The sequence below is a fragment of the Halobacillus sp. ABA4_118 genome (assembly GCF_056160205.1).
Map to the genome: position 1 here is coordinate 3241693 of NZ_JBSWWS010000001.1, position 11803 is coordinate 3253495.

Consider the following 11803-nt stretch of genomic DNA (forward strand, 5'->3'; position numbering starts at 1 on the left):
CTCGTGTATTAGGAGGAACGGAAGATGTTAGATTTTGATACAAGCATGGATCAGCTGGCAACTATTAAAGTAATCGGTGTAGGAGGCGGCGGAAGCAACGCCGTCAACCGAATGATTGAACATGGAGTCCAGGGCGTAGAGTTTATCGCTGTCAATACAGATGCCCAGGCTTTGAACCTTTCCAAAGCAGAAGTGAAAATGCAGATTGGTGGAAAATTGACACGCGGACTAGGTGCCGGAGCGAATCCGGAAGTCGGTCGCAAAGCGGCTGAAGAAAGCAAAGAGCAGATTGAGGAGGCCCTTCAGGGAGCCGATATGGTCTTTGTTACCGCTGGTATGGGCGGAGGAACCGGTACGGGTGCTGCTCCTGTCATTGCACAGGTTGCTAAAGAACTGGGTGCCTTGACTGTAGGGGTTGTTACACGTCCATTTACGTTTGAAGGACGCAAGCGCTCTACACAGGCTACAGGCGGAATCGAAGGCTTGAAAGGCGCGGTAGACACATTGATTGTGATACCAAACGATCGTCTTCTTGAAATCGTAGATAAAAATACGCCTATGCTTGAAGCCTTCCGTGAGGCGGATAACGTCCTTCGTCAAGGTGTTCAGGGGATTTCCGACTTGATCGCCGTTCCCGGCTTGATCAACGTGGACTTCGCCGACGTGAAAACGATCATGGTGGACAAAGGTTCTGCTCTGATGGGCATCGGTATTGCTACAGGAGAAAGCCGCGCAGCAGAGGCTGCTAAAAAAGCGATTTCCTCTCCGCTGCTTGAAACTTCCATTGATGGTGCCCACGGGGTGCTGATGAACATCAGCGGAGGAGCGAACCTGAGCTTGTATGAAGTACAGGAGGCCGCTGATATTGTAACGTCTGCAGCCGATCAGGAAGTGAACGTTATCTTTGGTTCCGTTATCAACGAGAATCTTAAAGATGAAATCGTCGTAACGGTTATTGCAACTGGATTTGACGAGTCTCAGCTGGCACAGGGACAGCAGAAAAAGCGCCCGCAGATCAACCAGCAGAAGCCTGCTCCTCAACAGCAGCAGCCGGAACGTGAGCGCAGTACTGTTCGTGAAGAACAGCCGCGTCGTGAAGCGCCGCAGCCACAGCAGAAAGGGAATACGCAGGAAGAAGATACCCTGGATATTCCAACATTCCTAAGAAATCGTAACCGCCGCCGCTGATGATGGCAGAAAGCCGCCGTACTCTCCATGAGTACGGCGGCTTTTTTTCGGTTTCAGTCTTCTACAAAACTTGCCAGCAGCATGATCAGATTGCGACAGACTTTTCAATCGGACGGACTTATACTCGGTGTAACAGCAGAAAAAGGGAGGGAGAAAGGATTTTATATTTGGATGCTGTCTGGCTGCTTAATCTTTTGATGGACGGCATGATCCTGTCGCTTACCCAGGGTCTCACCCGTGCAGGGTCCTCGAAATGGAGGATGGCTGTCGGAGCTTTTACAGCATCGCTGATTGTACCGGTGACCATTTATATGCCGGATTCATGGCTGGTGGGCAGTGCAGGGAAACTGCTGTTTTCCGTAGGCATTGTTTTGACTGCCTTTTCCTTTACCTCCCTCCGTGCTTTTTTTGTCCAGTGGGTCACGTTTTATTTCGTAACGTTTGCCATTGGAGGAAGTATGATGGGGGTCCATTTTTTTCTCGCTTCAGAAGTCGACGTCTTGAAGGGAGCGGTCGTCACGTTCAGCGGCGGGTATGGGGATCCGGTAAGCTGGCTGTTTGTTGCCGCCGGCTGTCCTTCAGCTTATCTGTTTACCAAATGGAGGTTCAACCAGCTCCAGATTCATCAATTGAAATATGAGGATGTTTATGAAGTGGACATGGTATGGAACGGTCAACATGCTGTATGCCAAGGCCTTGTGGATAGTGGAAATCAGCTGATTGATCCAGTCAGCAGAAAAATGGTGTTTCTTGCAGATCCATCGGTGTGGAAGCAGCTTCTGGCCGATGGGGAGCTGGAGCAGTTGAAAGAGGAAGATGTACTCGCTTCTCTCCATGAGCTGCCTGAAACGCTGCAGTCTGCTGTAAGGCTTGTCCCTTATCAGGCAGCCGGGATATCCGGCAGGCTCCTCGTAACACTCATGATCGATCAGATTACTGTTCAGACAAATGAGGGGCCGCTGGTAATCAAACAGCCTCTCGTCGGTGTCCAGCATCAACCGTTAACCCGGGACGGGCTTTATCAAATGCTGATCCACCCCCATGTCATGATCAAAGGAAAATCAGCGTAAGGGAGAAGGAGGATTCCATGTTCAAGTGGATGTTCAGAGCGCGGCTCTGGTATTACCGGTTGTTAATGAAGCTTGGGATTAAGCAGGATGAAATTTATTATATCGGTGGTAGTGAGGCACTTCCGCCCCCCCTTTCCAGGGAAGAAGAAAAAGAGCTTCTGGAACGTCTTCCTAAAGGGGACAAAGCTGCACGGGCCATGCTGATTGAGAGAAACCTGCGGCTGGTCGTTTATATTGCCAGAAAGTTTGAAAACACAGGGTTAAACATAGAAGATTTGATCAGTATCGGGACCATTGGTCTGATCAAGGCCGTAAATACCTTTGACCCGGAGAAAAAGATCAAGCTCGCCACTTACGCCTCCCGCTGTATAGAAAATGAGATTCTGATGCACCTGCGTAAAAGCAATAAGCTGAAAACCGAAGTTTCCTTTGATGAGCCTTTGAATGTCGACTGGGACGGCAATGAACTGCTATTATCCGATATTCTCGGTACGGAAGAAGATCTGATTACAAAAGGAATTGAAAAGAAAATCGATAAAAAGCTTCTCAAATCTGCACTCGAGCAGCTGAATGACAGAGAAAAACAGATTATGGAGCTCCGTTTCGGCCTGATTGGAAAAAAAGAAAAAACCCAGAAGGATGTAGCCGATATGATGGGGATATCCCAGTCCTATATATCAAGGCTGGAGAAGAAAATCATCCGCCGTCTGCAGCGGGAGTTCGACAAAATGGTCTAAAAACCTCATGTAAAGCCGATGCATAAAATTCCCACCCAGGGAGATACTGAGAACTGATTACAGCTTCCTGGGAGGGTCTTACATTGACACGACATAAAGTAGAGATATGCGGCGTAGATACATCAAAACTTCCGGTACTGAAAAACACAGAAATGAAAGACCTGTTTGTACGACTGCAGAGTGGAGAGCTTGAGGCCAGGGAACAACTGGTGAATGGAAATCTCCGCCTCGTTTTATCCGTGATTCAACGCTTTAACAATCGTGGGGAATATGGCGACGATCTATTCCAAGTGGGATGTATCGGCCTTATGAAGTCCATAGATAACTTCGATCTCAGTCACAATGTGAAATTTTCCACTTATGCTGTACCGATGATCATCGGAGAAATCCGACGATACTTAAGAGACAATAACCCGATCCGGGTTTCACGGTCCCTGCGCGATACAGCCTATAAGGCCCTGCAGATGCGGGAGAAGATGATCAGTGAAACCAATAAGGATCCAGCTCCACATGAAATTGCCGAACGAATGGGTGTTCCTCACGAGGATGTTGTATTCGCTATGGACGCTATTCAGGATCCGGTCTCTCTGTTTGAACCGATCTACAATGATGGAGGCGACCCGATTTTTGTAGTGGATCAGCTGAAGGATGATCGGGAGAAAGATACCGTATGGATCGATGAACTGTCCTTGAGAGAAGGGATGAAAAAACTGAACGACCGGGAAAAAATGATTTTGACCAAACGCTTTTTTCAGGGGAAAACCCAGATGGAAGTGGCCGAAGAAATCGGAATTTCCCAGGCGCAGGTATCAAGGCTTGAAAAAGCAGCCATCAAAGAAATGAATACCTCCATGTTTCAATAAAAGAACTTTTCTGCCGCCGGGCAGAGAGGTTCTTTTTGTTTCCAACACGTCAGGCACAATGTGGGAATATCCTTAAGAATACAGGGAAACGAGCCACTTTTTCTATTCTCCACAGCCGCTGCATATAGTAAGATAAGGAGTGTGAGCTGAAATGAAAATCACCGAACTGCAGATGAAGGACGTCATCGCCATGGAAACAGGAGAACGACTCGGGTACATCAGCGACCTTGATATTGATACGCAGCGGGGCCGCTTGAAAGGGCTTGTACTGACGATGAAAGGAAAAGCTATGGGTCTGTTCGGAAAAGAAGAAGAAATGACCATCCCATGGGATCAGATCGTAAACATCGGAGCGGACGTTATATTAGTGAAAAAGTCTGCCTATAAAGGACTGCCTGCAGTTCAAAAGACAGATTCAGCAGAATAGAGCAAGAAATGAGAAGGAAAATGTGTTAAAATGAATGAAATTGAGGTGGTGGGTAAGAAATGGAACCCTTCAAACGACAATCAACGAGACAGCTCTCCTGTTTCCAACAGTATCCTGAAATCATTTCCGGAATAACGACGAGGAACGGAGGGGTCAGCCGTGGTTCTTTTGCATCCATGAATATGGGGCTCCATGTCCATGACGAAAAGGACCTGGTCATAGAAAACCGCAGACTTCTTGCAGAGGAAATCGGTATCCCTTTGTCCCGGTGGGTCATAGGGGAACAGGTTCACGGCACAAAAGTAGCTGACGCCGGCTCCCTGCCGGCTGGTGCTGGTTCCGAGTCATTGGAAACAGCCGCTGCTGGAGTGGACGGGCTGATCACAAAAGAAAAGAATCTGGTCCTTGGAGCTTTTTATGCCGACTGTGTGCCCCTGTACTTTTTCGATCCCGAATCCCAATGGATTGGAATTGCTCATGCCGGATGGAAAGGAACCGTTCACGGCATGTCCGGCCGGATGATTGCTGCGCTGGAGGAGAAAGGGTGCTCCAGGGAGGATATCCAGGTTGTGATCGGTCCATGCATCAGTCCAGAGCGGTATGAAGTGGACAACAACGTCATCCGTCACATACCAAAGCCCTACCACGAAACATGCGTTTCGAATAAAGGCGGCGGTCGGTATCAACTGGACTTGAAAGAATTAAATAGACACATGTTAATCGAATTGGGAATGCAGGAATCCGCAGTTCAGGTTTCCGGTGCATGTACATACGAGAAGGAAGATCAGTTTTACTCCCATCGCCGTGATCAGGGTGAAACAGGGCGGATGCTCGGTTTTATTGCTTTGAAAGCTTAAGGGACGGGAAGGAGTTCAGCAATGTCTGTAGCAGAAAATCTAGCAGAAATTAAAGAAAATATTGAACAGGCCTGTCAAAGGTGTGGACGTGATGCCAATGAAGTATCCATTGTGGCGGTGACAAAATACGTGTCCACCGAGCGGGCGCAGGAAGCATTGGAAGCAGGGATACACAACCTTGGGGAAAACCGCAGGGAAGGGCTGCTTGAAAAATATGAGGCGGTCGGCGATCAGGCCACCTGGCATTTCATCGGCACGCTGCAGTCCCGGAAAGTGAAGGAAGTCATCGATTATGTGTCGATGATTCATTCCCTTGACAGGCGCTCCCTGGCAAAGGAAATTGATAAAAGGGCGTCTTCACCTGTACCATGCTTCGTTCAGGTGAATATCAGCGGGGAGGACTCCAAGCATGGGCTCCCTGCCTCAGAAGTGGAAAGCTTCATAGAAGCTGTGCAGGACTTTAAACATGTTAAAATCGTTGGTCTGATGACAATGGCTCCGCATACAGAAGATGAGGAGCGTCTCCGCGGCGTCTTCCGTCAGCTTCGGGCCTTAAGGGACCGGATCAGGGATAAAGGGTATGCCCATGCCCCATGTGAATACTTGTCCATGGGAATGAGCAATGATTATGCGCTGGCTGTAGAAGAAGGAGCTACTCACGTACGACTCGGTTCCTGTCTTGTCGGCGGACAATAAAACAATGAGGTGATGGAAATGAGCATGAAAAATAAATTCCGTTCATTTTTTACGTTAGACGATGAATATGAATACATTGAAGAAGAAGTGGAAGAAGATGACGAAGAGTCCCATCAGCCCCAGAAAAACACGAAGAAGCAGGACAGTAACAACATTGTCAGCCTGAAAAGTGCAAAGTCCTCGTCCAAAATGGTCCTGAGTGAACCGAACAGTTACAATGAGGCGCAGAATATTGCGGATCAGCTGGTGAGCCGACGTGCCGTTGTCATTAATCTGCAGCGCGTCGATCACAATCAGGCGAAGCGGATAGTAGATTTTTTAAGCGGAACCGTATATGCTATAGGTGGAGACATTCAAAAACTAGGTTCACAAACCTTCCTCTGTACACCGGATAATGTAGAAATTTCCGGATCGATTTCTGATATTATCACAGCAGAAGAAGAGGACTTGAATAGAAGGTGGTAAGTCATGGCTTTTGTTTTTAACATTTTAACGACAGCACTACAATTATACAGCTGGATCTTGATCATTTACATCCTGCTTTCCTGGTTTCCGGGAGCACGTGAATCCAGCTTCGGGCAGATACTCGGCCGCCTGGCGGAACCGTTTCTCGAGCCTTTCAGGAAAATCATTCCACCGCTTGGGATGATCGATCTTTCCCCGCTCGTCGCCATTATCGTTCTGCGGTTTGCTTCGCAGGGATTGAACCAGCTTTACTGGATGCTTGCAGGGTTATAAAAGAAGGAACAGAAGCTAGGGCATTTACCGCTCTTTTCTGTTCCTTTTGGTAGTTATGGAGGATTTTTATGGACATGTACCAGCATTTTAGAAAGGAAGAGCATCCGTTTATCGACCAGGTGGTTTCCTGGCGGGAGGATGTGGCTTTAAAGTACCAGCGGCGTTTATCAGATTTCCTCGACCCGCGTGAGCAGAAAATTGTCAAAGCAGTGATGGGCAATGACGCGGATTTAATCTGTCAGCTTGAAGGCGGTGCGGAAAACAGTGAGCGGAAGCGGGCGGTCATTGCTCCTGATTATGAGCAGATCGACAAGGAAGACTTCCGGCTGATCCTGCTTCAGGCCGAATACCCGGTGAAATTCGTAACGATGGAACACAGAGATGTCCTCGGGGCTTTTATGTCTCTTGGCATCCGCCGTGAGAAAATCGGGGATGTTGTCGTCAAGGATGGAATCATCCAGCTGACGGCCGCTGCTGAAATCAGCGATTATATCAAAATGAATTTGACGGGAATCAAGCGTTCCACCGTCGAATTCAAGGAGGTTCCTTGGACGGGACGTATAGAAAGTGATGAAACGTGGACGAAAAAAGAAACGACGGTTTCTTCGCTTCGACTGGATGTCATCGTTAAAGAAATCTACGGCATGTCCCGAAAGAAAGCCGGTCTATTTATTGAAGGCGGCCATGTGAAAGTGAATTTCCGGACCGTGGAAGACGGTGCATTTTCTCTGGAGCCCGGAGATTTGATTTCTCTCAAGGGAAGAGGGAGGAGCCGTCTGGATGAAGTAACGGGTCAGACGAAAAAGGACAAATACAAAATTATGACAGCACGCCTGAATTAATCCTGCTGAAAAGAAGGAAATCGCAGGTTGTTGTCGAATCTTTAACATAACGAGTAGATGGGGAGGTGGCTGGTGTGCCTTTAACACCATTGGATATTCATAACAAAGAATTCACCCGGGGCTTCCGTGGGTATGACGAAGATGAGGTCAACGAATTTCTGGATCAGGTCATTAAGGATTATGAAATCGTTATCCGTCAAAAGAAAGAATTGGAGCGCGAAGTGACTCAGCTGAATGAGAGACTTGGTCATTTTAATGATATTGAAACGACATTGAATAAATCCATCCTTGTGGCTCAGGAAACGGCCGAAGATGTAAAAAACAGTGCAAACAAAGAGTCGAAGCTCATTATTAAAGAAGCAGAAAAGAACGCTGACCGTATTATTAATGAAGCACTGGAAAAATCACGCCGGATCTCCATTGAAGTCGAGGATATGAAAAAGCAGGCTAAAGTATTCAAAACGAGGCTCCGTATGCTTGTGGAAGCACAGATTGATATGATTGAAAATGATGATTGGGATCATCTGTTTGATACAGAGATTGACAATGAGCAGGAAGTGGAACGGAAAATGGAACAGGAGTACAGCTCCCAGCCTTAACAGCATTCTACATAAACTGGTCCGTGCCATTCATCAGGCACCGTTCTGTGCAGCGGTGCCTTTTCCTATGGGAGCAGGTTTCGCCTGTCGAAATGTGGTACAATAGCCAGGGATAACAATTGTTTGATGGAGGACGCGTATGTATGTGTATTATCTGACAGCCTTGGTGCTGATCATACTGGACCAGTGGACGAAGTATCTGGTCGTGACTAAAATGGAAATAGGACAAAGCATCCCGGTTATCGAGAATTTCTTCTATTTAACATCACACCGGAATCAGGGAGCTGCCTGGGGAATTCTCCAGGGGCAGATGTGGTTTTTTTACATTATTACGGTAATCGTGATTGGATTTGTCATTTACTATCTTCAGCAGATGGGAAAGCAGAGCCGCCTTGTAGGAGCCGCCCTTTCCTTGATTCTCGCCGGAGCTGTCGGCAATTTCATTGACCGGATTTTTCGGAAGGAAGTCGTGGATTTTGCCAACACGTATATTTTCACCTACGATTTCCCAATCTTTAATGTCGCCGATTCGGCGCTCGTCATCGGTGTTGCTTTCATCATGATCGCTGCTTTTTTAGACGAGCGTAAAAAGAAAGGAAGTATAGAATCTTGAGTGAACAATACAACGTAACAGAAAAAGACCAATCCACCCGGATTGATAAATTATTAACAGAAGTCATTGAAGAGGTGTCCCGATCCCAGATCCAGGGATGGCTGAAGGATGATGTCATTCTTGTGGACGGAAAAGCTGTCAAAAGTAATTATAAGGTTCAGGAAGGGGAAACCATTACATGGCATGTTCCTGACCCGGAGCCGATGGATATTCTGCCGGAAGATATGAACTTGGACATCGTTTATGAAGACTCCGATGTGATCGTCGTCAATAAACCTTCAGGGATGGTCATCCACCCGGCCGCCGGGCATTATTCCGGCACACTCGTCAACGGGCTGCTTCATCATTGTACAGATCTTTCCGGCATCAACGGAGTGGAACGGCCGGGCATTGTCCATCGAATTGATAAAGATACGAGCGGGCTCCTTATGGTGGCTAAAAATGATAAGGCCCACCGCTCTCTTGCAGACCAGCTTTCCAAGAAAACAGTGGAGCGGAAGTATGAAGCGGTCGTCCATGGAGAGATCAGTCATGAATATGGAACCATTGACGCCCCGATCGGCCGTGATACAAAGGATCGTCAGAAGATGACGGTTGTCGATGGCGGCCGTGATGCCGTGACCCACTTCCGGGTCATCCGTCTTTTTAATGATTTTACCCACGTCGAATGCAAGCTTGAAACAGGGCGCACCCACCAGATCCGTGTCCATATGCGGTACATCAGCCATCCGCTGGCCGGTGACCCGAAATACGGACCGAGAAAAACTCTCGATCTTAATGGTCAGGCGCTTCACGCCAAAGTGCTGGGATTTGAGCATCCTTCCACAGGAGAGTGGATGCACTTTGAAGTGGATCCTCCCCGGGAATTTACGGATGTTCTTCGTGAACTCGAGCTTCGTGAAGGGTAAATCCAGTCTTGACAAAAGATGAATGCTTTGACATAATCCTTAATAGAATATAAAGACCTTTAAGAGCAGTCCCGTGAGGCTGAGAAGGTACGGTAATTTTACGAGTGATCTATGCGTAAAAAACCCCTTTTCTGCCTACACGTGGAAAAGGGGTTTTTTTGTAAAGGAGCTTGCCCATGAATCCGAAAGCTACGGTTCTGGACGATGCAGCCATCCGGCGGGCACTCACCAGAATCTCCCATGAAATCATTGAGAAGAATAAAGGGATTGAAGATCTTGTTCTTGTCGGGATAAAAACACGCGGTGTTCCCATTGCCGGGAGGATAAGAAATAAAATAGCCGAAATTGAAGGCCGGGAACTGCCGGGGGGAGAACTGGACATCACGTTATACCGGGATGATCTCACCCCTGAGAAACAGACGTCCGAACCGGAATTAAAAGAAACCAATATTGAAACGGATATTGATGGAAAGAAAGTGATTCTCGTCGACGATGTGCTGTATACAGGACGAACGGTGCGTGCCGCAATGGATGCACTGATGGATCACGGTAGACCGAAGGAAATCCAGCTTGCTGTTCTCGTTGACCGGGGACACAGGGAACTCCCTATCCGTGCGGATTATGTCGGTAAGAATGTGCCGACTTCCCTTGAGGAAGTCATCACCGTAACGCTTGCGGAAACGGACGAGAAAGACGAAGTGAAAATTTTCGAAAGATAACTGAATGAACACGCCCTTTAAAAAAGTCCCGTGAGGCTTAAAAGGAATCGTATGGACCTTTCGTGTAGCAGCTACACGTGTGCCTCTTTACGCCTTTTAAGCGTAGGGAGGCTTTTTTTACGGGCAGAGGAGGAATGAACAAATGGAAAAACATCAACCAGCATTAGACATTCATGAAGTTCCGGCAGCCGGGAAGTGGCTGACTTTAAGCCTGCAGCACTTGTTTGCGATGTTCGGCGCTACCATCCTTGTCCCCTTTCTGACAGGACTTTCCCCAGCCGTCGCTTTAGTATCCAGTGGATTTGGAACTCTCGCCTATCTGTTGATCACAAGAGGAAAGGTACCGGCCTATCTTGGTTCAAGCTTTGCTTTTATTTATCCCATTATTGAAGTATCGAAGACGAGCGGAGCAGCCGGGGCCATGGTCGGAAGCTTCCTGACAGGCCTTGTATACGGGGCGGTCGCTCTCTTCATCACTGTTTTTGGAACGAAATGGCTGATGAATCTGCTGCCGCCGATTGTCGTAGGCCCGGTCATCATCGTCATTGGTCTTGGGCTGGCTTCCACAGCGGTCGATATGGCCATGTACCTGCCTGGACAGGAAGAGAATGTATACAGCAGTGTACACTTGACGACAGCTCTGGTCACCTTAGGGTTAACAGTCATCGCATCCATCTTTTTCAGGGGGTTCTTCTCCCTGCTGCCCATCTTGTTCGGTATTGTCGGCGGATACATCTTTGCCTTATTCCAGGGTATTGTGGATACAACGGCGATTCAAGCAGAATGGCAGGCACTCACTTCAGCAGATTCTTTGACAGGCTTTCTCGGAGCGTTCTTCCAAGTTCCTGACTTCATCGTTCCCTTTGTCGACTTCAGCCCATGGGAAGTGATCAGCTGGGAAATTGCCCTCCTGATGGTGCCTTTTGCCCTTGTTACGATTACTGAACATACAGGGGACCAAATGGTTCTTTCCAAAGTGGTAGGGCGGAACTTTTTGAAAAATCCGGGGCTTGATAAATCGATTCTCGGCGATGGAGCGGCCACTATGATCGCATCCTGTCTGGGCGGGCCTCCGAATACAACGTATGGGGAAAACATCGGCGTGCTTGCCATCACAAGAGTCTACAGCGTTTTCGTTATCGGAGGGGCAGCAGTCATCGCAGTCATCTTCGGTTTTATCGGAATGGTCACGGCTGTGATCGGGTCTGTCCCGTCGGCCGTTATGGGAGGGGTTTCCATTCTTCTGTTCGGAATTATCGCTTCCAGTGGACTACGCATGCTGATTGATAATCAAATTGATTTTGGAGAAAAACGCAACCTGATAATAGCATCCATCATCCTTGTTCTCGGCGTAGGAGGCGCCTTCGTACAGGTCACCGAGGAGGTTCAGATCGCCGGGATGGCTCTGTCAGCAGTGATCGGCGTCTTCCTTCATCAAGTGCTGCCAGGAAAAGAAAAAGGCTATGGCAATGGAAAAATGTTTGAAGAACCTGAAGTGGAAGAGAAAAAAGAACAGCATGAAGTGGCATAACCAAGAACACACGTT

Annotated in this window: 15 protein-coding genes; all 15 read left to right on the plus strand. The window is 48.0% G+C overall.

Going from position 1 to position 11803, the window contains the following annotated elements; genetic code table 11:
• The first annotated feature begins 24 nt into the window (after window positions 1-24).
• On the plus strand, window positions 25-1188 hold the full coding sequence (gene ftsZ / locus ACXAGL_RS16595) for a cell division protein FtsZ (protein WP_474991843.1): 1164 nt from the start codon (window positions 25-27) through the stop codon (window positions 1186-1188).
• 167 nt (window positions 1189-1355) lie between these two features.
• Window positions 1356-2258, plus strand: a complete 903-nt coding sequence (gene spoIIGA / locus ACXAGL_RS16600; RefSeq protein WP_474991845.1) for a sigma-E processing peptidase SpoIIGA — start codon at window positions 1356-1358, stop codon at window positions 2256-2258.
• Between the two features lie 17 nt (window positions 2259-2275).
• Window positions 2276-2995, plus strand: coding sequence for an RNA polymerase sporulation sigma factor SigE (gene sigE / locus ACXAGL_RS16605; RefSeq protein WP_027954118.1), 720 nt, complete (start codon window positions 2276-2278; stop codon window positions 2993-2995).
• Window positions 2996-3078: 83 nt separating this feature from the next.
• Window positions 3079-3858: an RNA polymerase sporulation sigma factor SigG gene (sigG, locus tag ACXAGL_RS16610; RefSeq protein ID WP_027954119.1), complete on the plus strand. Its 780-nt coding sequence runs from the start codon at window positions 3079-3081 to the stop codon at window positions 3856-3858.
• 151 nt (window positions 3859-4009) lie between these two features.
• The gene (locus tag ACXAGL_RS16615; protein WP_027954120.1) at window positions 4010-4285 is read left to right on the plus strand and encodes a YlmC/YmxH family sporulation protein; all 276 of its coding nucleotides are present in this window, start codon (window positions 4010-4012) and stop codon (window positions 4283-4285) included.
• A gap of 59 nt (window positions 4286-4344) precedes the next feature.
• The gene (gene pgeF, locus ACXAGL_RS16620; protein WP_474991847.1) at window positions 4345-5142 is read left to right on the plus strand and encodes a peptidoglycan editing factor PgeF; all 798 of its coding nucleotides are present in this window, start codon (window positions 4345-4347) and stop codon (window positions 5140-5142) included.
• Between the two features lie 21 nt (window positions 5143-5163).
• Window positions 5164-5838 (plus strand): YggS family pyridoxal phosphate-dependent enzyme, encoded by a 675-nt coding sequence (locus ACXAGL_RS16625; protein ID WP_474968429.1) that lies wholly within the window; start codon window positions 5164-5166, stop codon window positions 5836-5838.
• A gap of 18 nt (window positions 5839-5856) precedes the next feature.
• On the plus strand, window positions 5857-6303 hold the full coding sequence (locus ACXAGL_RS16630) for a cell division protein SepF (RefSeq protein ID WP_027954123.1): 447 nt from the start codon (window positions 5857-5859) through the stop codon (window positions 6301-6303).
• A 3-nt stretch (window positions 6304-6306) separates the two neighbouring features.
• Window positions 6307-6576 carry a YggT family protein gene (locus ACXAGL_RS16635; RefSeq protein WP_027954124.1) on the plus strand — a complete coding sequence of 90 codons (270 nt, stop codon included), beginning with the start codon at window positions 6307-6309 and terminating at the stop codon, window positions 6574-6576.
• A gap of 68 nt (window positions 6577-6644) precedes the next feature.
• Window positions 6645-7418 carry a YlmH family RNA-binding protein gene (locus tag ACXAGL_RS16640; protein WP_474968430.1) on the plus strand — a complete coding sequence of 258 codons (774 nt, stop codon included), beginning with the start codon at window positions 6645-6647 and terminating at the stop codon, window positions 7416-7418.
• A 74-nt stretch (window positions 7419-7492) separates the two neighbouring features.
• Complete coding sequence (locus ACXAGL_RS16645; protein ID WP_027954126.1) at window positions 7493-8017, plus strand: DivIVA domain-containing protein; 525 nt, start codon at window positions 7493-7495, stop codon at window positions 8015-8017.
• Between the two features lie 139 nt (window positions 8018-8156).
• Window positions 8157-8630: a signal peptidase II gene (lspA, locus tag ACXAGL_RS16650; RefSeq protein ID WP_027954127.1), complete on the plus strand. Its 474-nt coding sequence runs from the start codon at window positions 8157-8159 to the stop codon at window positions 8628-8630.
• Window positions 8627-9538, plus strand: a complete 912-nt coding sequence (locus ACXAGL_RS16655; RefSeq protein WP_474968432.1) for an RluA family pseudouridine synthase — start codon at window positions 8627-8629, stop codon at window positions 9536-9538. Before lspA ends, ACXAGL_RS16655 begins: the two co-directional genes overlap by 4 nt.
• A 176-nt stretch (window positions 9539-9714) precedes the next feature.
• Entirely contained in the window at window positions 9715-10257 is a 543-nt protein-coding gene (gene pyrR / locus ACXAGL_RS16660) for a bifunctional pyr operon transcriptional regulator/uracil phosphoribosyltransferase PyrR (RefSeq protein WP_474971504.1), read from the plus strand.
• Between the two features lie 142 nt (window positions 10258-10399).
• A complete protein-coding gene (locus ACXAGL_RS16665) occupies window positions 10400-11788 on the plus strand; it encodes a solute carrier family 23 protein (RefSeq protein WP_474971503.1) in 1389 nt (462 codons plus the stop codon).
• Window positions 11789-11803: the final 15 nt, after the last annotated feature.

What these genes read in the sequence shown, in the direction of transcription:
- lspA (WP_027954127.1), top strand. Translation starts at nt 8,157, where the DNA reads ATGTATGTGTATTATCTGACAGCCTTGGTGCTGATCATACTGGACCAG.
- ACXAGL_RS16630 (WP_027954123.1), top strand. Translation starts at nt 5,857, where the DNA reads ATGAGCATGAAAAATAAATTCCGTTCATTTTTTACGTTAGACGATGAA.
- ACXAGL_RS16640 (WP_474968430.1), top strand. Translation starts at nt 6,645, where the DNA reads ATGGACATGTACCAGCATTTTAGAAAGGAAGAGCATCCGTTTATCGAC.
- pyrR (WP_474971504.1), top strand. Translation starts at nt 9,715, where the DNA reads ATGAATCCGAAAGCTACGGTTCTGGACGATGCAGCCATCCGGCGGGCA.
- ftsZ (WP_474991843.1), top strand. Translation starts at nt 25, where the DNA reads ATGTTAGATTTTGATACAAGCATGGATCAGCTGGCAACTATTAAAGTA.
- ACXAGL_RS16625 (WP_474968429.1), top strand. Translation starts at nt 5,164, where the DNA reads ATGTCTGTAGCAGAAAATCTAGCAGAAATTAAAGAAAATATTGAACAG.
- sigE (WP_027954118.1), top strand. Translation starts at nt 2,276, where the DNA reads ATGTTCAAGTGGATGTTCAGAGCGCGGCTCTGGTATTACCGGTTGTTA.
- ACXAGL_RS16665 (WP_474971503.1), top strand. Translation starts at nt 10,400, where the DNA reads ATGGAAAAACATCAACCAGCATTAGACATTCATGAAGTTCCGGCAGCC.
- ACXAGL_RS16615 (WP_027954120.1), top strand. Translation starts at nt 4,010, where the DNA reads ATGAAAATCACCGAACTGCAGATGAAGGACGTCATCGCCATGGAAACA.
- ACXAGL_RS16635 (WP_027954124.1), top strand. Translation starts at nt 6,307, where the DNA reads ATGGCTTTTGTTTTTAACATTTTAACGACAGCACTACAATTATACAGC.
- pgeF (WP_474991847.1), top strand. Translation starts at nt 4,345, where the DNA reads ATGGAACCCTTCAAACGACAATCAACGAGACAGCTCTCCTGTTTCCAA.